Genomic DNA, 22,934 nt, shown 5'->3' on the forward strand with positions numbered 1-22,934 from the left:
CGCGCTCAGTGATGCGCGGGACTGACCGCCCCGGGTAGCGCAAGGCTGAACAGAGTGGCTGCGGCGCCCACGCCGACCAGCACCCAGAGCACGTCGATCAGGCCCAGGTGAGTGGCTACCACTCCCAACAGGATCAGCGCCACGGCACCGAGGCCGTTGGACACGCCCAGCGCGATGCCCGAGCCCATGGAGCGGTTCTCCGGAAAGATGTCCTGACCGATCACGATGCTGATCGGCAGGGTGGCGAACAGCGCGATTCCGAGCAGGCCCAGCACTACCCACTGTTCGATGCCGTTCACGAACGGCAGCAGGGCAAGCAGGAGGGTCGAGGCCAGAATCGCGGTGAATACCACGCGCTTGCGGCCGAAGCGATCCGAGATCTGCCCGCCGCCGACGTTGCCGATGATGCCGACCACCAGCAACACGCTGATCAGTGCCGACGACTCGACCAGCGAGTGGCCGCGATCGTGCCAGATGATCGGCAGGTAGGTGACCAACCCGAAGATCATCAGTGCGCGCAGGCTGGAAAAGCCCACCAGTGCGGAAAGCGGTCCGATATGCCGGCCCCAGGCGATGGGCCTGGCATCGGGATGACGCGGAGGCTGCACCGGCAGTGCCGCCCACAGCAGCGGCACGCTGAACAGGGCGGGGATGGCCAGCAGCCAGAGGTAGTGCAATCGCCAGCCGGCGACCACCAGGCTGGCGAACAGCGGCCACAGGCCGCGGCCGACCTCGCCGCCGACCAGGAACAGTGCCAGACCGAAGCCCTGACGACCTCGACTCAGTGCGCGTGCGCCAGCCAGCGCCTGCGGATGGAACAGGGCGTTGGAAATGCCGATCACGATCAGTACCGGAATCAGTGCCCACAGACTGGGCGCGAAGCCGATCAAAGCCCCGGCCAGATTGGACCCGAGCACACCCATGACGATGAACACTCGGCCGCCGACGCGGTCGGCGACCCAGCCGGTGAAGGCCTGCAGGGCCTGGCCGATGAGCAGGGCGGCCATGATCGTGCCTGCCAGTCCGACGTGCAGATGCAGATTGATGAGCACGGCGGGCAGTACGCCAGGCAGATAGTTGGCTGCGCCGTCGTTGAGAAAATGCAGCCAGCTGAGGCCGCCGAGACGGGCGTAGTGCGGGTGTTCGGCCACAGCCTGCGCGGGACGTCCGGCGATTTCTGATGCGCCCATCGAAATTCCTTGCAGGGTAAATATTAGTAAGCTAGTTATTTTTGCAGATCAGTGAGGTGGCTGTCAGCCATGGGTTGTCTGGGGTTTTAGCGCGCGAGCAGGGGTTCGAGCGTCGGCCAGACGTTGGCGAGGAGTCGCGGCTGGGCGGCGGCGGTCGGATGAATGCCGTCGGATTGCATCAAGGTGGGGTGCGTGGCCACGCCCTTGAGCAGGAACGGCACCAGCGGCGTAGCGGTCCTGGCGGCCACTTCGTCGTAAACCTTATGGAACATTTGCGTGTAGGCGGGGCCATAATTGGGCGGCATGCGCACGCCGAGCAACAGGACACGCGCCCCGGAAGATCGCGCCGTGTCGACCAGCCGTGTCAGCTGCTCGCGGAAGGTGGAGATCGGCGTACCGCGCAGGCCGTCGTTGCCGCCGAGTTCGACGATCACCACGGCCGGGCGGAAACGCGCAAGTTCGGCGGGCAGGCGTGCGAGCCCGCCGGCAGTGGTGTCGCCGCCGATGCTGGCGTTGACGACGCGATAGGGATAGCCTTCCCGGGTCAGTTTTTCGGCGAGCAGGTGCACCCATCCGGCATCAAGCGGAATGCCGTGACCGGCGCTCAGGCTGTCGCCGAGCACCAGGATCACGCCCTTGCGCGCCGCATCGGCATGGGCGGCGCCGGCGGCGAGCAGCAGGATGCACAGGCAGCGGACGAGGATGGAGCGCATGACGGCAGATTCTAGCGCGTCGGCCGCCGTGGCCGCGATGGCGCTGTCCAAGACGGTCGAAGGTCCCGAAGGCCGCCTGACGATACTCGATGGCGTCGACCTGCAGGTGGCCAGTGGCGAGTCCGTGGCCATTCTGGGTGCCTCGGGTTCGGGCAAGTCGACCCTGCTCGGCCTGCTTGCCGGGCTGGACGCGCCCAGCGCCGGCGAGGTTTTTCTCGCCGGGCAGAATCTTTCCACCCTGGACGAGGATGGCCGCGCCGGCGTGCGCGCTGGCCGCGTCGGTTTCGTGTTCCAGTCCTTTCAGCTGCTGCCGGGGTTGACCGCACTGGAGAACGTGATGCTGCCGCTGGAGCTGCTGGAGCGGCCCGCGCGCGAAGCCGCGCAGGCGGTGCTCGACCGAGTCGGGTTGGCGGCGCGCGGCGCACACTACCCGCATCAGCTTTCCGGCGGCGAGCAGCAGCGAGTGGCCATCGCGCGCGCCTTTGTCACGCGCCCCGCCGTACTCTTCGCCGACGAGCCGACCGGCAATCTGGACGAGGCGAGCGGGGCACAGGTCATCGAACTGCTGTTCTCGCTCAACGCCGAACAGTCGACCGCGCTGGTGCTGGTCACCCATGATCCAACGCTGGCCGCCCGCTGCGCGAACCGCTATCGCCTGCACGCCGGCCGACTCGCGACATGCTGAGCGCCTGGCTGCCCGGAGGGCTGGTCTGGCGCACGCTGCGCCGCGATCTGCGTTCAGGCGCACTGCGCGTGATCGCGCTGGCGCTTGCGGTTGCCGTGGGCGCGATCAGCGCGGTGGGCATCTTCACCGACCGGGTTTCGCGCGCCATGGATGCCCAGGCGAGCAGCCTGTTGGGCGCGGATCTCGTGGTCAGCGACGCGGATGCGATTCCTGGGCCCATACGTGAGCGCGCGCACGCGCTGCATCTGAATACGGTCGATGCGCTGGGCTTTCCCAGCGTGGTGCTCAGCGGCGAGCGTACCGTGCTGGTGATGGTGCGGGCGCTCGGAGCAGGGTATCCGTTGCTCGGCGACGTGAAACTCTCGTCGACGCCATTCGGCCCGGAACGGACACTGCACGGTCCGCCGAGCCCCGGCAGCGTGTGGCTCAGCCGGGAAGCCCTGCAGCGCCTGGACCTCAAGGTCGGCGATCAGGTGCAGCTTGGCGAGACCCGTCTGCGCCTCGCGGGCGTGTTGCGCGAGGCGCCGGGGACCGGTGCGGGCCTGTTCGATTTTGCGCCGCGCCTGGTGATGGCGCTGTCCGACGTGGCTGCGACTAAGTTGGTCACCCCGCAGAGCCGGGTACGTCACGAACTGATGCTGGTGGGCGATACCACGGCGGTCGATGCCATGCGTGGCTGGCTGAAGTCGCATGCGCCGCCCGGCGTGCAGGTCGAGGACGTGCGCAGCGGGAGACCGACGTTGCGCACCGCCCTGGACCGCGCGCAGCGGTTCCTGGCCCTGGCGGCCCTGGCCTCGGCGTTGCTCGGCGGCGGTGCCATCGCCGTTGCCGCGGCCAGCTTTGCGCGACGCGAGGCCGATCGCAGCGCGCTCCTGCGCTGCCTCGGCGCAAGCAGCGGTCGGGTGCTCCAACTTGCGGTCTGGCGCCTGATCGTGGTCGGTCTTTTCGGCAGTCTGCTGGGGTTGGCCTTCGGCGCGCTGGCGCAGGCCGGTCTCGCCGCGTTGCTGGCCGGCTGGTTCGGCAGCGCGTTGCCGGCGCCCGGCTGGACGCCCTTCGCCGTGGGTCTGGCCAGCGGTCTGATCCTGGTGATGGGCTTCGGCCTCGTTCCGGTGCTGCAGGTAGGACGGGTGCCGCCGCTGCGCGTGCTGCGCCGCGATCTGGGTTCGCCGCCGCCGTCGGTGTGGATCAGCGTGGCGCTGGCCGCGGTCGCCCTGGGCGGCCTGCTGTGGTGGCAGACCGGCGATGCGCGCCTGTCGTCCTGGGTGCTCGGCGGCGGTGCGGCCACGGTCGCGGTGCTCTGGGCGGTGGCCAGAGGGTTGATGCTGTGGTTCGCCCGCGGACGCTTCGCCGGCGTCGGTTTCGGCTGGCGCTACGGTCTGCGCAACCTGGGGCGCCGCGGCGCACTGGGCGCGGTGCAACTCGCGGCGGTAGGGCTGGGGCTGGCCACGCTGCTGCTGCTCGCCTTCGTGCGCGGCCATCTGCTGGATACCTGGCAGCGCAGCCTGCCCGCGGACGCACCCAACCAGTTCGCGATCAACATCCAGACCGGCCAGCGCGACGGCGTGCGCGCCCTGTTCGCGGCACACGATCTGCCGCCGCCGGCGCTCTATCCGATGGTGCGTGCGCGCCTGATGACCATCAACGGTCGCCCGGTGCGCGGACGCGACTACGCCAGCGCCCAGGCACGGCGTCTGGTACGCCGCGAATTCAATCTTTCCTGGGCCGCGGATCTGCAGGCGGGCAACCGCGTGGTTGCCGGCCACTGGTGGCGGCCGGGCGAGCGCAGCGGGTTTTCCGTGGACCAGGGGCTGGCCAAGACACTGGGCATCCGCCTGGGCGACCGCCTGGGCTTCGAAACGGCCGGACAGTCCTTCACCGGGACGGTGCAGAGCCTGCGCGATGTGCAGTGGGATACGTTCCGGCCCAATTTCTTCGTGGTGGCGCCGCCGGGCATGCTTGCCGGACTGCCGGTGAGCTGGATCACGAGTTTCTACCTGCCGCGGGAGCGTGACGCCTTTCTGCCGGCGCTGGTACGCGCCTATCCGGGGATCACCCTGTTCGACGTCGACCGCCTGCTGGCTCAGGTGCGCGCCATCATCCAGCGCGCGATGCGTGCGGTCGAATACGTGTTCGCCTTCGCGCTACTGGCCGGACTGATCGTCCTCTATGCGGCGCTGGACGCGGCACAGGCCACTCGGCGCCGCGAACTGGCCGTGTTGCGCGCGCTCGGTGCCACGCGCCGACAGCTGCGGCTGTCGCTGGCCGCGGAGTTCGCCGGGCTCGGTATACTGGCCGGCGCGATAGCCAGCGCCTCGGCCAGCCTGTTGGGTTACGGACTTTCCGTCCACATCTTCAACCTGGGCTATGCGCCCGATCCCGGCCTCTGGTTCGCCGGCATCGCCGGGGGTACCCTGCTGGTGCTGGCCGTCGGCCTGTGGGGCACCCGGTCGGTCGTGCGCGTGCCGCCGCTGCGCGTGCTGCAGGCGCCGGAATGAAGCCATGAACAACGCGCGGGAGCGCGAAGATCGATGAAACGAGAAGCCTCGAGCGACGCCGAGGGACATTCGCAGGACGAACAGCTGCTGCAGGGCCTGGAAGGCGTGCGGCGCGAGCACATGCAGCGCGCGCTGGCTCACATCGCCGCGGCCGGCGTGCGTGAGCGCAAGCGTCCGGATGGACGCAGTGCCGCCCTGCAATTGCGCGCGATGGGCGCCGACGAAGACTCGGTGCTGGCCTCCGTGCTGGCCGATCCGCGGCTGCGCAAGGCGTTGAGTGCCGAGCAGCTGACCGAGGAGTTCGGCGAGTCCATGGCGAGCCTGGTCGGCAGCATCCACTGGCTGAACACCTTCAAGGAATGTCGCGAGGAATTCGTGCAGCCGCCGGAACAGGCGGAGCATCTGCGGCGCATGCTGCTGGCGATGGTCGACGACGTGCGTGCGGTGCTGGTGAAGCTCGCCTACCGCGTCGAGCGCCTGCAGCTGCTCTCGGAGGAATCCTACGAGACGCGTCGCTGCATCGCCCGCGAAACCCTCGACATCTACGCCCCGCTGGCCAACCGGCTCGGCCTCGGCCAGCTCAAGTGGGGGTTGGAGGACCTCGCCTTCCGCTACCTGGAGCCGCAGACCTACAAGCGCCTGGCCAAGGCCCTGGAGGAGACCCGCGACTCCCGCGAAACTTACGTCAAGGCCTTCGTCGGCGCATTGCAGGCCGCGTTGGGCGAGGAGGGGATCGAGGCCGAGGTCTACGGCCGGCCCAAGCACATCTACAGCATCTACAAGAAAATCCAGCGCAAGCATTCGGATATCTCGGATCTGTACGACATCCGCGCGGTGCGCGTGCTGGTCGACCGGGTGTCCACCTGCTATGCCGTGCTCGGCGTGGTGCACAGCCGCTGGACCCATATCCCCAAGGAATTCGACGACTACATCGCCAACCGCAAGGAGAACGGCTACCAGTCGCTGCACACCGCGGTGATCGGCCCGGAGGGCAAGGTGGTCGAGGTGCAGATCCGTACCCGCGAGATGCACGCGTTGGCCGAGCAGGGCGTGGCCGCGCACTGGCGCTACAAGGAGGGCGGCCGTCAGGACGAGGCGCTGGACAAGGCGGTGAATTCCCTGCGCCAGTTGCTCGAACACCGCGACAACGACGAGGAGCTGCTGGAGAGCTTCCATACCGAGCTGTTCGGCGACCGGGTGTTCGTGATGACGCCGCGCGGCGACGTGCTCGATCTGCCCAAGGGGTCGACGCCGCTGGACTTCGCCTACGCGGTGCATTCGGAGATCGGCCATCGCTGCCGTGGCGCCAAGGTGGACGGACACATCGTGCCGCTGAGCTACCTGCTCAAATCCGGCGAGCAGGTCGAAGTGCTCACCGCCAAGGAGCCGAATCCCAGCCGCGACTGGTACAACCCCAACACGGGCTACCTCTACAGTGCGCGCAACCGCTCCAAGGTGCGCCACTGGTTCGCCCAGCTCGACCGCGATCAGCATCTGGCCGACGGTCGCGCGATCCTGGAACGCGAGGCGCAGCGCCTGGGCGTGCAGGTGCCCGATCTGGAGGTGCTGGTGCGACGCTTCCACGTGCAGACGGCGGACGAACTGCTGCTCGCCATCGGCCGCGGTGACGTGCGTGCGGGCCAGCTTGCCTCGGCCATGCAGGGACCGGTGGCCGCGCCCACGCTGCCCGCGGCCGGGGTGCGCAAGGCGCCGACGCGCAGCAGCGCACCCGACCGCGACGCGATCCGGGTGCAGGGCGTGGGTAACCTGCTGACCCAGTTCGCGCAGTGCTGCAAGCCGGCACCCGGCGATCCGGTGGTGGGTTACATCACCAAGGGCGAGGGCGTGGTCATCCATCGCAGCGACTGCCCGAACATCCTCAATCTGCCCGACGCCCAGCGCAAACGCCTGATCGAGGCGGACTGGGGCGAGCGCCCGCACAGCTATCCGGTGGATGTGCACATCGAGGCCTTCGACCGTCAGGGCCTGCTGCGCGACATCACCCAGACCCTGACCAACGAGAAGATCAACGTCCTCGCGGCCAACACGCGCACCAACCGCGAGGACCAGTCGGTGATCATGGATCTCGAAATCGAGATCGTGGACATCCCGCAGCTCGGCCGGGTGCTCGACAGGCTGAGCCAGCTGCCCAATGTCATCAGCGCGGAACGCAAGCACTAAAAATATGAAAAAATAGATATTTATATTTTTAAGTTAACGTAATTAATCATATAGGTTGTGTTGCCGCTCTGTGCGACGGAGCAACCGGCGAGGAGGAATCATGCCCGTAGCTGAAATCGACGATCTGCGTCTGCACTACCGCCAGGACGGTCCCGAGGATGCACCGGTGGTGGTGCTCTCCAGCTCGCTCGGCGAGGCGCTCGAGATGTGGAATCCGCAGATTCCGGCGCTGAGCGAGCGTTTTCGGGTATTGCGTTACGATACCCGAGGACACGGCCGCAGCAGCGTCCCGCTGGGTCCTTATACCATCGAGCGCCTGGGCCGCGACGTGCTCGGCCTGCTCGACGCGCTCGATATCGAGCGCGCTAACTTCTGCGGGCTTTCGTTGGGCGGCATGACCGGCATCTGGCTCGGCAGCCACGCCGCCGACCGTCTCGAACGTCTGGTGCTGTGCAATACCGCGGCCAAGCTCGGCAGCCCCGAGGACTGGGAAGCACGCATATGTCAACTCGCCGAGGGCGGCATGAACGCAGTGATCGGCACCACCATGGAGCGCTGGTTCACGCCGGGCTTCCGCGAGCGCGAGCGCGCCGAGTGCACCGCGATCCAGGCCATGCTCAACGTGACCGATCCGGTGGGCTATGCCGCCTGCTGCGCCGCCATCCGCGACATGGATCAGCGTACGGACCTCGTCCGCATCGGCGTGCCCACACTGGTGATCGCGGGCCGACACGACCCGGTGACGCCGCCCGACGCGATGCGCGCGCTGGCCGAGGGAATTCCACAGGCAGAGTTGGTGACGTTGGACGCGGCCCATCTGTCCAATGTCGAGGCGGCCGAGGCGTTCACGCGCAGCCTGATCGGGTTCCTCGACAAGGGGGCTCTCTGATTGTGTGGCATATCCCACAGCATCTATAAATCGAGTCGATATACTTATTGGTGCGTATCGATCTGGGGAGACGAGCGTATGTCGATGAAGGATTCGAACAACCGTTTCGGCTGGCTGACCATCACCAACCACTGGCTGACCGCCGCACTGATCCTGCTCATGCTCGTCGTGGGCTTCTACATGGCCGACTTGCCGCGCGGTCCCGACAAGCTGCAGATGATCGGGGTACACAAGTCCATCGGCATCACCATCCTGCTGCTGGTGATCCTGCGCATTTTCTGGCGTGCTGTGAATCCCATGCCGGTACTGCTCGGGGCGCCGCCGCGTTGGCGACACAGGCTGGCGCGCACGGTGCAGTTTTCGCTGATCGCCCTGATCCTGCTGATGCCGCTCAGCGGCTGGATCATGTCCTCGGCGGGCGGGCACCCGTTCTCGTTCTTCGGCCTGTTCACGCTGCCGCCGCTGGTGGGCAAGAGCAAGGCGCTCGGCGAGGCCTTTCACGAAATCCACGAACTCCTGGCCTTCGCCATCATCGCGGTGCTCACGGTCCACGTGCTCGCTGCGTTGCGACACGCCTTTCTGGATCGCGACGCGACCCTGCTGCGCATGCTGGGCCGGCCCGGACGCGACTGAGCGGGACGTCCGTAGCGAACGGGCCGCGTACGACACGGGCGGCCCGCACCAGACAGGCGTTTATTCCACGACGATCCGTCCCTTCATGCCGGCCTCCCGGTGGCCGGGCAGCAGGCAGGCGTATTCGAATTTGCCCGGCCGGTCGAAGCGCCAGACCAGGCCGCCGCGTTGGCCGGCCTTGAGCTGGATCATGTTCGGTGCGACATGCGCCATCGCAGGCATCTTGCGCATCATCTCGGCGTGCTGTGCGAGCCTGTCCGCGGGCCCGATGACCATTTCGTGCACCAGATGTCCCTGGTTGCGCACGAAGAAGCGGATGGTTTCTCCCGTCTTGATGTGCAGCTCGGCGGGCGCGAAGCGCATGGCGTCGCTCATGTCGATCTCGACGGTGCGGTCGACCCGCGCGGGGTCGCCGGGGCTGCCCGCCATTCCGCCGTGCAGGTCGTGCCCGTCGGCGCTCATGCCTTCATGCATGCCCATGTTTCCGTGCATGCCGTTCATCCGGTCCATGCCGGGCATGGCGTGTCCGGGCATCTGCACGTCGCTGCCGTGCATGGCTCCGGGCATCATCGGGGCTTTCGGTTCGCCGTTCGCCAGCGCGAGCGCTGGCAACAGGGCGACCAGGCCGATCAGGGTGGATGTCTTCATGGGCTGTCTCCTTGAGAGGATGGGGTGGACCCCGGGGTGGTTCAGAACCAGAAGTGCAGTCCGGCGACCCAGCGGGTTTCGCGCGCGGGTTCACCGGCGGCGCGTGCGAAATCGGCGGTTTCTCCGAACTTGCCGGCCCATTCGACACCGACGTAGGGCGCGAACTGGCGCCCGAATTCGCGCCTCAGGCGCAGCCCGGCACTGGCGTCGGACAGGCCGCTGCCGAGGCTGCGCGCCGCGTCGCGACGGCCGTAGAGATTTGCCTCCAGGCGTGGCTGCAGGATCAGTCGCTGGGTGATACGCAGGTCGTATTCGGTGGCGGCATACAGCGCGGTGCGGCCATCGCCGCCGACGTAGGCGGTGACGTCGGTCTCGAACCAGTAGGGCGCAAGGCCCTCGAAGCCGAAGGCCAGCCAGGTGCGCGAAGGATCGATGCCGCTGTCGTGGCGCACGCCGAGCTGACCGTTCCAGAAGGCGGAAAGCGCATGGCTCCAGAAGGCCTGGGTGGTAGCTTCCTGCAGCCTGCCGTTTGCGATGTGGCCCTCGGCCTTGACCACCAGGCGGTTGAAGTCGCGCCCGATCCAGGCCTGGGCATCGTAGGCGGTGGCGTCGCCGTGAGAGGTGAAAACGCGTTCCAGCCGGTCCACGCGCACGGCGTGGAACCGCTTCTCGTCGGCAAGGTGCAGGCGTTGTTTGTCGGGCAGCGCGTACGCGCCGGAGGTGAGGGTGTAGCCGTCGGCGTAGGCATGCGGGTCGCGTGCATCGGCCGGCGCGCTGCCGCCCTGCATGGACATGCTGTCGTGCGTCATTGCGCCGCTGCTTGCGGGGGCAGGCGTGGCGCCGTGGTTCATGGCTGGCGCTGCGGCGTGTCCCATGCCGGCATGGACCATGCCAGCGTGATCGCCCGACATGGTGCCGTGGGACGGTTTGGCATCGGTCTGACCGGCAGGGGCGCCGTGCATCATGCCGTCGTGCTGCATGGGCGGTACGGCGGCGTCCGGTGTGGTCGTATCCGCCTGCACGGCCGTCGCGGCGAGCAGCGCGGCGACGGTCAGGTTCAGGATGGCGGTGCGGGGCAGATTCATCGTCGTTCTCCTTCTGGCGGTGCCTGTGTTTCAGGCGACCACGACCTCGCGGAACATGCCCGCATCCATGTGAAACATCAGGTGGCAATGCCAGGCCCAGCGGCCGCGCGCGTCGGCGGTGACCAGAAAGCTGATGCGCTGCGCGGGTTGCACCGCGATGGTATGCAACCGCGCCTGGAATTCGCCGCTCGGCGATTCGAGTTCGCTCCACATGCCGTGCAGGTGCATGGGGTGGGTCATCATGGTGTCGTTGTGCAGGATCACGCGCAGGCGTTCGCCGTAGCGGAAATGCACCGGCGTGGAATCGCCGAAAGGCAGGCCGTCGAAGGCCCAGGTGTAGCGCTCCATGTTGCCGGTCAGGTGTAGCTCGATCTCGCGCTCGGGACCGCGCGGGTCGAGCGGCCCGCCCAGAGTATGAAGATCGGCTAGGGTGAGGCTGCGGTGGCCGTTGCCGCGCAGGCCCACGCCGGGATCGTCCAGGTTGGTGCGCGGCATATCGACGCGCATGTCGGTGCCGGGGCCGTATTCGGTGCGCGCGTGGCGTACGGGGGGGCTGCCGCCGGCGGCTGGCATGGCCATGCCGTGCGCGCCGTGCGCCATCGGCTGCCCGGCCGGGTTCATGCCGCCGTGGTTCATGCTGACGTGTCCGGCCGCGGCGTGCTCCATGCCGCCCATCGCGCCCATCATGTCAGTCATGGTGAGCTGTTCGATTCGGTCGAGCGCGGGCACCGGCGCATTCAGCCCCTCGCGCACCGCGAGGGTGCCGCGCGCATAGCCGCTGCGGTCCATGGACTGCGCGAAGATGGTGTAGGCCTCGTCGTGCGGGCTCACGATCACGTCGTAGGTCTCGCCGGGGCCGAAGCGGAACTCGTCGACCGTCACCGGTTCGACGTCGACGCCGTCGGCCTGCACGACGGTGAGCTTGAGTCCGGGGATGCGCACGTCGTAGAAGCTGTTGGCGGCGCCGTTGACGAAGCGCAGGCGCACGCGCTCGCCGGGGCGGAACAGCCCGGTCCAGTTGCCGGCCGGCGTGGTGCCGTTCATCAGGTAGGTGAGGGTGTCGCCCGACACGTCCGCGAGGTCGGTCGGGCTCATGCGCATCCGGTTCCACATGCGCCGCTTGCCGAATGCGGCGGCGACCCCCTCGTGCGCGGCGTCGCGGAAGAAATCCATCGCCGTGGGCTGATGGTAATTGTAATAGTCGCTGTGCGACTTGAGCTTGGCGAAGACGCGCATGGGATCCTCGTCGGTCCAGTCGGACAGGGCGATCACGTGCTCGCGGTCGGCGCGGATGGTCTCGCCGCCGGCTGGCTCGACGACGATGGCACCGTACAGGCCGGTCTGCTCCTGCATGCCGCTGTGCGAGTGATACCAATAGGTGCCGCTCTGGCCGACCTTGAAGCGGTAGACGAAGGTTTCGCCGGGCGCGATTCCGGGGAAGCTGATGCCGGGCACGCCGTCCATCCGGTAGGGCAGGATGATGCCGTGCCAGTGGATCGAGGTGACCTCGCGCAGGCGGTTGGTCACGCGCAGGGTCACGGTGTCGCCCTCGCGCCAGTGCAGGGTCGGCGCCGGGATCGAGCCGTTGATGGTGGTGGCGATGCGCGGCTGGCCGGTGAAGTTGACGGCTGACTCGGCGATCACGAGATCGAACTCGGTGCCGCGCAGCCCCGGTGCTCCGGTTGCGGCCGTGCGGCCTACGCTGCTCGCGGCGGCCGCAAGCGAGGGGGCGAGGCCAAGCATCACGCCCCCGGCCGCGAGACCCTGGACGAAGCGTCGGCGGCGAAGATCAGGGCCTGTCGGGACTCGGGTCATGTCGTCTGCTCCTCCTGCGGATGTCGGGCGCCCGGACGGGACGTTGCGGACCAGCCTAGTGGGTGGCCGCTGTCCCTCGCATGACCGCTTCATTACATTGATGTCATGATGGGCGGGTGGTCTGGCGGAGGGCTAAGCTGGGTGCGTGGCGCTGATGCAAGAAGGAGCGAAAGGCATGAAGCTGCTGGTGGTCGAGGACGAGGAGAAGACGGGCGAATACCTGCGCCAGGGGCTCACCGAGGCGGGATTCGTGGTCGACCTCGTGCGCAACGGCCTCGACGGCCACCACCTCGCGATGACCGGCGACTACGACCTCGTGGTGCTCGACGTGATGCTGCCCGACGTCGACGGCTGGCGCATCCTGCGCGCCCTGCGCGAGGCCGGCCGGCAGTTGCCGGTGCTGTTCCTCACCGCGCGCGACAGCGTGGAGGACCGGGTCAAGGGCCTCGAACTCGGCGCGGACGACTATCTGGTCAAGCCCTTCGCCTTTTCCGAACTGCTCGCTCGGGTGCGTACCCTGCTGCGCCGGGGTGCCGCGCCGGCCGTCGCCGACCGCCTTGAGGTGGGCGATCTCGTGCTCGACCTGCCGCGCCGCCGTGCCAGCCGCGGCGGCACGCGTATCAACCTGACCAACAAGGAATTCGCGCTGCTGGAGCGGCTGGTGCGTCGGCAGGGCGAGGTGCTTCCGCGCTCGCTGATCGCATCGCAGGTCTGGGACATGAATTTCGACAGCGACACCAACGTGATCGACGTCGCGATCCGCCGCCTGCGCGCCAAGGTGGACGAGGGCTTCGAGCCCAAACTCATCCACACGGTACGAGGCATGGGCTACGTGCTCGACCTGCCGGACGCCGAATGAGCCGCCGCCCGGTTTCGCTCGCGCTGCGGGTGACGGTCCGCGTGGGGCTGGCCACTTGCCTGCTGTTTCTCGGCTTCGGCTGGGTCATCGAACGCTCGATCGAACATCACTTCGTCGAGCAGGATGCCGGGGTGCTCGCCGGCGTGGCGCGCGCGGTGGTGACCGCGCTCGACACCCGCCCGGCGCAAGTGCCGTTGCACGAGGTCCTGGCGCGCGCCGTCTCCGCCGAGAAGCGCGTGTTCGTCAGCGTGACCGGCGCCGACGGCAGCCGGCTGTACGCTACGCCCGGCGCGGATTTATCACCGCTGCTGGCGGCGGGCAGCCCCGCCGTGCAGATCGCTGCCGGCGACGTGCGCGTCTGGCGTACGGACGGCAGACGTTACCGCGGCGCGCTGCTGCGGATCGATGCCGGTCTTCCCGGTCACTTGCGGCCGATCACCGTCGCGGTGGCGATGTCGACCGATTTTCACCAGCATTTCCTCGACTGGTTCCGCCACACGCTCTGGCTGACCGCCGCCTTCGCCTGCCTGATGGCCATCGCCGCCGCCTGGTTAGCGGTGCAGCGCGGGCATGCGCCGCTGCGCGACGTCAGCGCGCGCATCCGCGGCATTACCTCTGCGCGGCTCGATACGCGCCTGGCACCCGAGGCGGTGCCGGTCGAACTGGCCGAGCTGGCGACCTCGTTCAACGATATGCTCGAACGCATCGAGGACAGCTTTCGCCGCCTGTCGGCCGTGTCCGCAGACATCGCCCACGAACTGCGCACGCCGGTGACCAATCTCGCGACGCAGACCCAGGTCGCGCTCGGCCGCGCGCGCGACGCCGCGGCCTATCGCGAGATCCTCTATTCCAATCTCGAGGAGTACGAACGCCTGAGCAAGATGATCGGCGACATGCTGTTCCTCGCGCAGGCCGACAACCGCCGCCTGCGCCTCGAACGCGACGCTGTCGATCTCGCGGCGGAGAGCCAGGCGCTGTTCGAGTTCTTCGAGGCTTGGGCCGAGGACCGCGGCGTCGCGCTGCAACTGCGGGGAGACGCGCCCAGCGTGCAGGGTGACCGCCTGATGTTGCGCCGTGCGTTGAGCAATCTGCTGAGCAACGCCATTCGACACGCACCGGCCGGCTCGTCGGTGAGCGTGCGCCTGTCGTCCGAGCCGGACGCGGTCGAGATCGCGGTCGAGAACCCGGGCGACATCGACCCGACGCATCTGCCGCGACTTTTTGAACGCTTCTACCGCGCCGATCCAGCGCGCCGGCATACGGGCGAGGGCGCTGGCCTCGGGCTTGCCATCGTCAAATCCATCGCCGAGGCGCATGGTGGTTCGGTGAGCATCGAATCGGCGGACGGATGCACGCGCTTCGTCATCCGCCTGCCGCGTGCCAGCATGACCTGAAGCGGCATCTGCGTTTCCGCTGCGTTCGGTATCGATACAGGGTCCTGATCCAGGTCATCCTGCGGGCGGAATGGCTTAGGTCGGTCGAGTTTTTTGCAGGAAGATATCGCCAAGCATCGCAGACCCACGAACCGGGGAGTCCCGTCATGGCATCGAAGCTGCAGAACATGACCCAGACCATGGCCCTGACGACGCGCAAGGGCGTGGGCAGTCAGCGCTGGCAACGGCCGGTTTACCGCGACGGCCTTGCGCCCTGCAACGATGCCTGTCCGGCGGGCGAGAACGTCCAGGGCTGGTTGGCCGAGGCGCAGGCAGGCCATTACCGCGAGGCCTGGGAGGCGCTGACCGCCGCCAACCCGCTGCCGGCGATCCACGGTCGTGCCTGCTACCACCCCTGTGAAACCGCCTGCAACCGCGGCCAGCTTGATGTCTCAGTGGGCATCAACTCGGTCGAACGCTTCCTCGGCGACCTGGCGCTGGAGGAGGGCTGGGCCTTCCCCGAAGCCCCGGCCAGCGGCAAGCGCGTGCTCGTCGTCGGCGCCGGCCCCGCGGGTCTTTCCTGTGCCTATCATCTCGCGCGCCGCGGCCATCGGGTCGAGATCCATGACGCCAATCCCGAGGCGGGCGGCATGCTCCAGTACGGCATCCCGTCCTACCGCCTGCCGCGCGACGTGGTGCAACGCGAGGCGGCGCGGATTCTGGCCATGCCCAACGTCGAACTGATGCCCAATCACCGCATCGACAACCTGCGTGCGGCGCGCGAGGAGGGCGGCTTCGATGCCGTGTTCGTCTCGGTCGGTGCGCAGATTTCCAATCACACCAACATCCCGACGGTCGACGGCCGCAAGCTGGCCGATGCGCTCAGTGTGCTCGAAGAGGCCAAGCGCGACGAGTCGACCCGGCTTGGCCGCGTGGTCGCCATCGTCGGCGGCGGCAACGTGGCGATCGATGCCGCCCGCACCGCCCGCCGCCTGGGCGCGCAGGAGGCCATCGTGATCTACCGCCGCGACGCCGGGCACATGCGGGCGCTGGAGAGCGAGACCCACGAGGCGCTGGTCGAGGGCGTGCGGATGAAATGGATGAGCGTAGTCACCGGTTTCAGCGCCGAGGGTGTCACCGTGGAGAAGGTCGCACCGGGTCCGGACGGCGCACTGCTGCCCACGGGCGAGGTCGAACGCCTCGACGCGGACACGGTGCTGCTGGCGATCGGCGAGCACAGCGACCTCTCGCTGCTCGCGCAGTACGGCGGCATCCACACCACGGCGCACGACGAGGTTGTGGTGGACGACAGCTACATGACTGGCGAGGCCGGCATCTTCGCCGGCGGCGACTGCATCGGCGGCGCGCGCACCATGACCGCCGCGGTGGGCCATGGCCGCAAGGCCGCGGCCGCCATCGACGACTGGCTGGCGGGCCGCAAGGCTGCCACGCCACCAGCAGCGCGCACCCTGATCGGCTTCGAGAAACTGCATCTGCCCGACTATCTGGAAGCGCCGCGGCAGACCCAGGCGGAGCTGCCGCCCGCCGCCCGCGCCGGCTTCGGCGAGGTCGCCGCGGGGCTGGACGAATCCGAGGCCCGCTTCGAGTCGCAACGCTGTCTGTCCTGCGGCAACTGCTTCGAATGCGACAACTGCTACGCGGCCTGCCCGGAGCAGGCCATCGCGCGTCGCGGGCCGGGGCTCGGCTACGCCGTGGATCTCGATCTGTGTACGGGCTGCGCCGTGTGCTTCGAGCAGTGCCCGTGCCACGCCATCGAAATGATCGACGAACCCGCGTCCGCGGCCGCCGTACTCGGCAGCCTCGGCGAGCCGCTCGCGCCGGGCGGCTTCAAGGTCAGGCCATAGGGAGGCAACGCCGCATGTCCGAGCAGACCACCACGCTTGACGGCAACAGCGCCGTCGCGCACGTTGCCTACCGGATCAACGAACTGTGCGCGATCTACCCGATCACGCCGTCCTCGCCGATGGCCGAACTGGCGGACACGTGGTCGTCGCAGCGGATACCGAACATCTGGGGCGAGGTGCCCAAGGTGCAGGAAATGCAGTCGGAGGCGGGCGCCGCCGGCTGCGTGCACGGCGCATTGCAGAGCGGCGCGCTGACCACCACCTTCACTGCCTCGCAGGGCCTGATGCTGATGCTGCCGAACATGTACAAGATCGCCGGCGAGCTGACCTCGACGGTGTTCTACGTGGCGGCGCGCGCTCTGGCCGCCGGCGCATCCTCCATTTTCGGCGACCACCAGGACATCATGGCGGCGCGCAGCACCGGCTTTGCGATTCTCGGCGCCGCTTCGATTCAGGAGGCGCACGATCTTGCCGTGGTCGCACAGGCGTCGACGCTGGCCGCGCGCGTGCCCTTCATTCATTACGCCGACGGCTTCCGTACCTCGCACGAGTACAACAGCCTGAAGATGCTTGCGGACGGCGATCTGCGCGCCATGATCGACGACCGCCTGGTGCGCGAGCACCGGCTGCGCGCGCTGTCGCCGGAGCACCCGGTGGTGCGCGGCACCTGGCAGAATCCGGACACCTATTTCCAGACCCGCGAGGCGGTCAATCCGTATTACGCCGCAGTCCCGGAAATCGTCGAGGGCGCGATGCGCCGGCTTGGCGAGCTGTGCGGACGGCATTACGACCTGTTCCGCTACGACGGCGATCCCGCGCCCGAACGGGTGATCGTGAGCATGGGCTCGGGCGCCGAGGTGGTGCGCGAGACCGTGAAATGGCTCAACGCGCATGGCGAGAAGGTCGGCGCCCTGCAGGTGCTGCTGTACCGACCGTTCTCCGCCCGGCACTTTCTCGCGGCTCTGCCGGAATCGGTGCAGTCGATTGCCGTGCTCGACCGCACCAAGGAGCCCGGCGCGCCGATGGAACCGCTGTGCAGCGACGTGCTCAACGTCCTCGCCCAGGCCTACGCCGAAGGCACCCGCGAAAGCCTGCCGCGCGTGGTCGGCGGACGCTATGGCCTGTCCTCCAAGGATTTCAGCCCGGGCATGGTCAAGGCCGTGTTCGACGAGCTGAAAAAGCCCAGCCCCAAGACCGGTTTCACGGTCGGCATCGACGACGACGTCGCCCACACCAGCCTCGACTTCGACCCGTCGCTCGACATCGAGCCGCCCGAGACCAAGCGCTGCGTGTTCTTCGGCCTGGGCGCGGACGGTACCGTGGGCGCGAACAAGAGCAGCGTGAAGATCCTCAGCCACGTCGAGGACACCTACGCGCAGGCCTACTTCGATTACGATTCGCACAAGTCCGGCGGCGTGACCAGTTCCCACCTGCGCTTCGGCAAGGCGCCCATCGCCGCGCCCTACCTGATCCGCCACGCCGATTTCGTCGCCTGCCACAAGTTCGATTTCCTCGACCGCCTCGACGTGCTCGACCCGCTGCGCCCCGGCGGCATCTTCCTGCTGAACAGCCCCTACGGCCCCGACCGGGTGTGGGACAACCTGCCCAGCTCGGTGCAGCGACAGCTGATCGACAAGCAGGCCGAGTTCTACGTCATCAATGCCTCCGAGGCGGCGCTGCGCCTGGGCCTCGGCCCGCGCATCAACACGTTGCTGCAGACCTGTTTTTTCGAGCTCATCGACGTCATCCCCATCGACGACGCGATCGCCGCGATCAAGCAGGAGATCGAGAAGGCCTACGGGCGCAAGGGTCGGCGGATCGTCGATCTGAACAACGCCGCGGTCGATTCGGCGCTCGCCGAACTGCACCGCGTCGAGGTGCCGGGCGAGGTCAGCGCGACGCGCGACAGACCGCCCATCGTGCCGCCCTCGGCGCCGGAGTTCGTGCAGGCGGTGACGGCGCAGATCATGGCCGGGCGGGGCGACCGGATTCCGGTCAGCCGGATACCGGTGGACGGCACCTTCCCGGGCGGCACCACGCAATACGAGAAGCGCAACATCGCCGTCGAGGTGCCGGTGTGGGAACCGGGGCTGTGCATCCAGTGCGGCCAGTGCAGCATCGTCTGCCCGCACAGCGTCATCCGCGCGAAGATCTACGACTGCAAGGCCTCCGCCGACGCGCCCGAGCGCTTCAAGTCCGCGCCGGTCAACGCGCGAGGCTATCCCGGCGCACTGTTCTCGCTGCAGTTCTACGTCGAGGACTGCACCGGCTGCGGCGTGTGCGTGGAGAACTGCCCGGCCACCGACCCGGCCGACGAGCAGCGCCGCGCCATCAACATGCAGGAGAAGCTCGATCTGGTCGCCGCCGAGCGCGAGAACATCGCATTCTTCGAAACGCTTCCGACGCCGCCGCGCAGCCTCGTGAACTACGCCAACGTGCGCAGCGTGCAGCTGCTTCAGCCGCTGTTCGAGTTCAGCGGCGCCTGCGCCGGTTGCGGCGAAACCCCGTATCTCAAGCTCGTTTCGCAGCTCTTCGGCGAACGCATGCAGGTCGCCAACGCCACCGGCTGCTCCTCGATCTACGCCGGCAACACGCCGGCCCACGCCTGGCGCGCCAACGACGCCGGGCGGGGCGTCGCCTGGAACAACTCTTTGTTCGAGGACGGAGGCGAATTCGGCCTGGGCTATCGGCTTGCGATCGACAAGCAGACCGAGCTGGCGCGCCATCTGCTCGGCAAGCTCGCGCCTCGCGTGGGCGGCGAGCTGGTCGAGGCGCTGCTCGATGCGCCCCAGGTCGAGGAGTCCGACTACGTCGCCCAGCGCGAGCGCATCGCCAGGCTCAAGGAGATACTGGCGACCGAGGACGACGACGATGCGCGCATGCTGCATACCGTGGCCGACTTCCTGCTCAAGCGCAGCGTATGGATTGTCGGCGGCGACGGCTGGGCCTACGACATCGGCTACGGCGGGCTGGATCACGTGATCGCGCAGGACCGCGACGTGAACGTCCTCGTCCTCGACACCGAGGTCTATTCCAACACCGGCGGGCAGGCCTCCAAGGCGACTCCGCTCGGCGCGGTGGCCAAGTTCGCCACGGCGGGCAAGCAGATTCCGCGCAAGGACATCGCCATGCAGGCCATCGCCTACGGCACGGTCTATGTCGCGCAGATCGCACTCGGCGCCAACCCGGAGCAGGCTCTGATCGCCCTGCGCGAGGCCGAGGCCTACCCCGGCCCCTCGCTGATCCTCGCCTACTCGCAGTGCATCGCCCACGGCATCGACATGCGCACGGGCATGAAGCAGCAGGCGAGGGCGGTCGCCAGCGGCTACTGGCCGCTGTTCCGCTTCGACCCCGGACTGCGCAAGTCGGGCCTCAACCCCTTCCGTTTGGACTCGACCCGGCCGCGCATCCCGTTCAAGGAATACGCCAACCGCGAGCTGCGCTACCTGAGCCTCAAGAGCACCAATCCCGACGCTGCTGCCGAGATGCTCGAACAGGCACAGGCGGCGGTGGATGAGCGGTACAGGCTTTACGAAGATCTGGCGGCGCGCGACGGCAGTCGGTTCCTGCCGCACTGGGAGGACGCGCACGCCTGACACAGCTGGCGAAGGCCATCGCCGCATTGGGAGCAGGATCATGGATCTGACCACAACGTTTCTCGGCTACCGGCTTGCGCATCCCCTCGTCGCCCTGATCGAATCCGATCTCGACGTCGGCAATCTGCTGGCCTGCGAGGAGGACGGCGCCGCCGCCATCCTCGTGCCCTTCATGCACGACGCGAATACGCCGCTGGAGGACGTGGCGCGCGCCCAGGTGTTCGACCTCGGCGTCGACGCGCACCCCGAGGCCGCCGACTATTTCCCCTTCGCCTCGCTCACCGAGGAGCTGTTCGTCAATTCGCTGGATGCGATTCACGCCGCCAGCACGCGCGCCGGCATCCCCATCTTCGTCAGTCTGCGCGGGGCGGAAGAGGGCATCATGCTGCAGACCGCGATGGATCTCGAAGAGGCCGGTGCAAGCGCCATCGAACTCGACCTGCAGCATCCGCTGACTCAGCCCGAGGAATCGGGCCCGACCATGGAACGCCGCATGCTCGAACTGGTGCAGCGAATCGTCGGCCGCGTGCGCATTCCGGTCGCCGTGCGCATGCACGCGCACTTCACCTCGCCGTCCTACCTCGCCCTGCAGCTCGCCCAGGCCGGCGCCTCGGGCGTCGTGCTCGGCGAGCGCTACAGCGGCGTGGACATCGACCTGGCCTCGCTGGTGCCCGTGTCCATCTGCCAGACCGCCGAGGCCCGCGACCCCGGCTTCAACCTCGCCTGGCTGGCCTCCCTGCACGCGCGCTCGGGCACCAGCCTCGCCGTCGTCGAGCGCAACTTCAATTCGGCCATGTTGATCAAATACCTGCTCGCCGGCGCCAATGCCGTGGCCGTACCCTGGGCCAGCGAGCAGCGCCGCGGCGGTTATTTGAAGAAAACCCTGGGCGAACTCGAAAACTGGATGGGCGGACAGAACGTACAGACGCTCGCGAGAATTCGCGGCGCGCTTTCGCACGTGCTGGCTAACGAGGCCAGCTGAGAGGTGGGGGCTTATCGGGCCGCGTATTCTGCCGTCCGCCCCGGCGCAATCCTGGGCCGGGGCAGACGACAGAAGGCCTGGCCGATTAATGCGTGACGGCCTGCTCGGTTTCGGCGGCCGTCAGGACATCGATCACGCGTCGCCAGTTGTCGATATCGAAATCGATATCCATCTCGTCGAAATATTCCTTGGCGTTGTCGACCATATCCTGCATCACCAGGGCCACATAGCGCGGTGCGGCGTCCGACTGCGTGATCTTCTCCGGCACGGCAGCCTCGAAATACAGCGTATCGCCCTGCTTGTCGTAGCCGCCCATGCGCATCCCCGTAAACGGCGGCGCTTCCTGCTTGCTCGACAGCATAAAGGTGATGTCCAGCGTCGGCCCCGCCGGGAACCGCCCCTGGCGATTCTCCATGGCCGCATGCGCCGCCACGAATGTGATGGCCTCGTCGATCGGACTCTTCGCCATGTCCTGGCTCGGACTGTTGATGCTGATGAATAGCTTCATGGTAATTCGCCCTGCTACTGGGTGTGTACGCATCAGGAAGCAATAACCGAACCAGTGGGGGAAAGGGTTTATTGGACGTGAACGATCTGGGATTTTTTTCTTTCGATTCAAGTATCAACGCAAGAATACAAGGTGGCCAGACACCAGGGTCACGCGCCTTGCGGCTCTGGGATGACGTCAGGTTACGGGAGTTTGTGTGCGCTTTGTCACTAATGCGGCAAAATAACGCTGTGATCGTAGAGGTGTCATGGGCAAAGCGAAAAGGCTCTGAGAGATTGGTATGAGTTTGATGGTATTGAGAAGTTACGTAATATGTGAAGGAAATACTGGAACTCAATTTAAAATTGAGTTGTTGCTGGCGTGCAGACTAGGTTGAGGTTGTGATTGCCCGGAGTGATGTTTTTTAGGAAGCTTAATTGGTAGATATTTGAGAAAAGTGGCCTTTACCACTTTTCTCAATGGTACTATCAGATGCAGCGCTTAATGCTGACCGGCTTAACTCAAAGTCAATAAGTACCTGTGAAATCCACCTGGAAGCTACCAATGTCAATCATTACACAAAAACATAAGGAATAGTTATGGAGCTCAGAGACGTAATCAATCCGAGATGGCTTGATGCAGAACACCTTAATAATAACTACATAAGCGCATCACCATTCCCTCATGTGGTTATGGAGGATTTTATTAACGAGACTTTGCTCGAAAAGGTCGCTGATGAGTTTCCCGATCTTGCCAAAGCAAAAGATGAAGTTCATAAATTCGATAATCCGAGGGAAATCAAGCTCGCTAGCAAAGGAATGCAAGCCTTAACACCCAGCGCCGCCTATTTAACATCCTATCTTCAATCAGATCTATTTTTGAAATGGCTAAATACTCTTACCGGTATCAAGGAACCGTTAATAAGTGATCCATATCTGGCTGGCGGTGGGTATCATGAGATTAAAAGAAATGGGTTGTTAAAGGTTCACGCAGATTTCAATAAACACCATTTACTTGATCTTGATAGAAGGCTTAATTTGCTTTTGTATTTAAATAAAGATTGGGACGATGAATGGGATGGAACACTTCAGCTATTTGACTCGTCGATGAGTGTGCCAATTCAAAAGATTTACCCGAGATTCAATACGGCTGTTATCTTTACTACCACATCATTTACTTATCATGGTCATCCTGATCCTTTGAAATGTCCAAGTAATCGGTCTAGAAGATCACTGGCATATTACTACTTCTCGACAGGACGTCCAAATAATGAAGTTTCTTCAGATAATCATTCAACCTTATTTAAAGAGCGAGAGGGGGAAACATTCAAAACGAGGAGGATTGGTGTGAAAGATGTGATACGAGAAATCACCCCCCCAATTTTGATTCGAGTTGTTAGACGCATTTTGTAGCGCGGATATGCGATCACTTTGTCATT

Annotated in this window: 17 protein-coding genes; 11 read left to right on the forward strand and 6 right to left on the reverse strand. The window is 66.2% G+C overall.

Going from position 1 to position 22,934, the window contains the following annotated elements; all coding sequences use genetic code 11:
- Positions 1-5: 5 nt before the first annotated feature.
- Entirely contained in the window at positions 6-1,190 is a 1,185-nt protein-coding gene (locus tag BJI67_RS06650; protein WP_070072364.1) for an MFS transporter, read from the reverse strand.
- Positions 1,191-1,276: 86 nt separating this feature from the next.
- Positions 1,277-1,903, reverse strand: a complete 627-nt coding sequence (locus BJI67_RS06655; protein WP_070074016.1) for an arylesterase — start codon at positions 1,901-1,903, stop codon at positions 1,277-1,279.
- On the opposite strand from BJI67_RS06655, the gene BJI67_RS06660 reads away from it, so the two are divergent.
- The 5 genes from BJI67_RS06660 (at position 1,902) to BJI67_RS06680 (ending at position 8,786) form a co-directional block, all read left to right on the forward strand.
- A complete protein-coding gene (locus tag BJI67_RS06660; protein WP_083250696.1) occupies positions 1,902-2,588 on the forward strand; it encodes an ABC transporter ATP-binding protein in 687 nt (228 codons plus the stop codon). The genes BJI67_RS06655 and BJI67_RS06660 overlap by 2 nt on opposite strands.
- Positions 2,582-5,083: an ABC transporter permease gene (locus tag BJI67_RS06665; RefSeq protein ID WP_070072366.1), complete on the forward strand. Its 2,502-nt coding sequence runs from the start codon at positions 2,582-2,584 to the stop codon at positions 5,081-5,083. Before BJI67_RS06660 ends, BJI67_RS06665 begins: the two co-directional genes overlap by 7 nt.
- Positions 5,084-5,116: 33 nt before the next feature.
- Positions 5,117-7,264: a GTP diphosphokinase gene (gene relA / locus BJI67_RS06670; RefSeq protein ID WP_070072367.1), complete on the forward strand. Its 2,148-nt coding sequence runs from the start codon at positions 5,117-5,119 to the stop codon at positions 7,262-7,264.
- Positions 7,265-7,364: 100 nt separating this feature from the next.
- Complete coding sequence (gene pcaD / locus BJI67_RS06675; RefSeq protein WP_070072368.1) at positions 7,365-8,153, forward strand: 3-oxoadipate enol-lactonase; 789 nt, start codon at positions 7,365-7,367, stop codon at positions 8,151-8,153.
- Between the two features lie 78 nt (positions 8,154-8,231).
- Positions 8,232-8,786, forward strand: coding sequence for a cytochrome b (locus tag BJI67_RS06680; protein WP_070072369.1), 555 nt, complete (start codon positions 8,232-8,234; stop codon positions 8,784-8,786).
- A 60-nt stretch (positions 8,787-8,846) separates the two neighbouring features.
- Here BJI67_RS06680 and BJI67_RS06685 read toward each other — a convergent pair whose 3' ends face one another.
- From BJI67_RS06685 to BJI67_RS06695, 3 genes are read right to left on the reverse strand one after another with little or no spacing between them, the layout of a single operon-like run.
- Positions 8,847-9,434, reverse strand: coding sequence for a cupredoxin domain-containing protein (locus BJI67_RS06685; RefSeq protein WP_083250697.1), 588 nt, complete (start codon positions 9,432-9,434; stop codon positions 8,847-8,849).
- Positions 9,435-9,475: 41 nt separating this feature from the next.
- Complete coding sequence (locus BJI67_RS06690; protein WP_070072370.1) at positions 9,476-10,519, reverse strand: copper resistance protein B; 1,044 nt, start codon at positions 10,517-10,519, stop codon at positions 9,476-9,478.
- Between the two features lie 30 nt (positions 10,520-10,549).
- Positions 10,550-12,334 carry a copper resistance system multicopper oxidase gene (locus BJI67_RS06695; RefSeq protein ID WP_070072371.1) on the reverse strand — a complete coding sequence of 595 codons (1,785 nt, stop codon included), beginning with the start codon at positions 12,332-12,334 and terminating at the stop codon, positions 10,550-10,552.
- Between the two features lie 175 nt (positions 12,335-12,509).
- On the opposite strand from BJI67_RS06695, the gene BJI67_RS06700 reads away from it, so the two are divergent.
- The 5 genes from BJI67_RS06700 to BJI67_RS06720 all read left to right on the forward strand — a co-directional run bounded on the left by BJI67_RS06700 (position 12,510) and on the right by BJI67_RS06720 (position 21,009).
- On the forward strand, positions 12,510-13,193 hold the full coding sequence (locus BJI67_RS06700; protein ID WP_070072372.1) for a heavy metal response regulator transcription factor: 684 nt from the start codon (positions 12,510-12,512) through the stop codon (positions 13,191-13,193).
- Positions 13,190-14,587, forward strand: coding sequence for a Cu(+)/Ag(+) sensor histidine kinase (locus BJI67_RS06705; protein ID WP_070072373.1), 1,398 nt, complete (start codon positions 13,190-13,192; stop codon positions 14,585-14,587). Before BJI67_RS06700 ends, BJI67_RS06705 begins: the two co-directional genes overlap by 4 nt.
- Positions 14,588-14,733: 146 nt before the next feature.
- A complete protein-coding gene (locus BJI67_RS06710) occupies positions 14,734-16,431 on the forward strand; it encodes an NAD(P)-binding protein (protein ID WP_070072374.1) in 1,698 nt (565 codons plus the stop codon).
- A gap of 14 nt (positions 16,432-16,445) precedes the next feature.
- A complete protein-coding gene (gene nifJ / locus BJI67_RS06715) occupies positions 16,446-20,027 on the forward strand; it encodes a pyruvate:ferredoxin (flavodoxin) oxidoreductase (protein WP_070072375.1) in 3,582 nt (1,193 codons plus the stop codon).
- Between the two features lie 40 nt (positions 20,028-20,067).
- A complete protein-coding gene (locus BJI67_RS06720) occupies positions 20,068-21,009 on the forward strand; it encodes a beta/alpha barrel domain-containing protein (protein ID WP_070072376.1) in 942 nt (313 codons plus the stop codon).
- Between the two features lie 85 nt (positions 21,010-21,094).
- Here BJI67_RS06720 and BJI67_RS06725 read toward each other — a convergent pair whose 3' ends face one another.
- The gene (locus BJI67_RS06725) at positions 21,095-21,517 is read right to left on the reverse strand and encodes a hypothetical protein (RefSeq protein ID WP_070072377.1); all 423 of its coding nucleotides are present in this window, start codon (positions 21,515-21,517) and stop codon (positions 21,095-21,097) included.
- Positions 21,518-22,095: 578 nt separating this feature from the next.
- Here BJI67_RS06725 and BJI67_RS16725 point away from each other — a divergent pair.
- Positions 22,096-22,908 (forward strand): 2OG-Fe(II) oxygenase, encoded by an 813-nt coding sequence (locus tag BJI67_RS16725; protein WP_083250698.1) that lies wholly within the window; start codon positions 22,096-22,098, stop codon positions 22,906-22,908.
- Positions 22,909-22,934 lie beyond the last annotated feature (26 nt).

Origin of the sequence: Acidihalobacter aeolianus (genome assembly GCF_001753165.1) — a bacterium.
GTDB lineage: Bacteria > Pseudomonadota > Gammaproteobacteria > DSM-5130 > Acidihalobacteraceae > Acidihalobacter > Acidihalobacter aeolianus.

Excerpts from the sequence above, each read along its gene's own strand:
- BJI67_RS06650 (WP_070072364.1), bottom strand. The coding sequence starts at position 1,190 with ATGGGCGCATCAGAAATCGCCGGACGTCCCGCGCAGGCTGTGGCCGAA.
- BJI67_RS06660 (WP_083250696.1), top strand. The coding sequence starts at position 1,902 with ATGACGGCAGATTCTAGCGCGTCGGCCGCCGTGGCCGCGATGGCGCTG.
- BJI67_RS06655 (WP_070074016.1), bottom strand. The coding sequence starts at position 1,903 with ATGCGCTCCATCCTCGTCCGCTGCCTGTGCATCCTGCTGCTCGCCGCC.
- BJI67_RS06665 (WP_070072366.1), top strand. The coding sequence starts at position 2,582 with ATGCTGAGCGCCTGGCTGCCCGGAGGGCTGGTCTGGCGCACGCTGCGC.
- relA (WP_070072367.1), top strand. The coding sequence starts at position 5,117 with ATGAAACGAGAAGCCTCGAGCGACGCCGAGGGACATTCGCAGGACGAA.
- pcaD (WP_070072368.1), top strand. The coding sequence starts at position 7,365 with ATGCCCGTAGCTGAAATCGACGATCTGCGTCTGCACTACCGCCAGGAC.
- BJI67_RS06680 (WP_070072369.1), top strand. The coding sequence starts at position 8,232 with ATGTCGATGAAGGATTCGAACAACCGTTTCGGCTGGCTGACCATCACC.
- BJI67_RS06685 (WP_083250697.1), bottom strand. The coding sequence starts at position 9,434 with ATGAAGACATCCACCCTGATCGGCCTGGTCGCCCTGTTGCCAGCGCTC.
- BJI67_RS06690 (WP_070072370.1), bottom strand. The coding sequence starts at position 10,519 with ATGAATCTGCCCCGCACCGCCATCCTGAACCTGACCGTCGCCGCGCTG.
- BJI67_RS06695 (WP_070072371.1), bottom strand. The coding sequence starts at position 12,334 with ATGACCCGAGTCCCGACAGGCCCTGATCTTCGCCGCCGACGCTTCGTC.
- BJI67_RS06700 (WP_070072372.1), top strand. The coding sequence starts at position 12,510 with ATGAAGCTGCTGGTGGTCGAGGACGAGGAGAAGACGGGCGAATACCTG.
- BJI67_RS06705 (WP_070072373.1), top strand. The coding sequence starts at position 13,190 with ATGAGCCGCCGCCCGGTTTCGCTCGCGCTGCGGGTGACGGTCCGCGTG.
- BJI67_RS06710 (WP_070072374.1), top strand. The coding sequence starts at position 14,734 with ATGGCATCGAAGCTGCAGAACATGACCCAGACCATGGCCCTGACGACG.
- nifJ (WP_070072375.1), top strand. The coding sequence starts at position 16,446 with ATGTCCGAGCAGACCACCACGCTTGACGGCAACAGCGCCGTCGCGCAC.
- BJI67_RS06720 (WP_070072376.1), top strand. The coding sequence starts at position 20,068 with ATGGATCTGACCACAACGTTTCTCGGCTACCGGCTTGCGCATCCCCTC.
- BJI67_RS06725 (WP_070072377.1), bottom strand. The coding sequence starts at position 21,517 with ATGAAGCTATTCATCAGCATCAACAGTCCGAGCCAGGACATGGCGAAG.
- BJI67_RS16725 (WP_083250698.1), top strand. The coding sequence starts at position 22,096 with ATGGAGCTCAGAGACGTAATCAATCCGAGATGGCTTGATGCAGAACAC.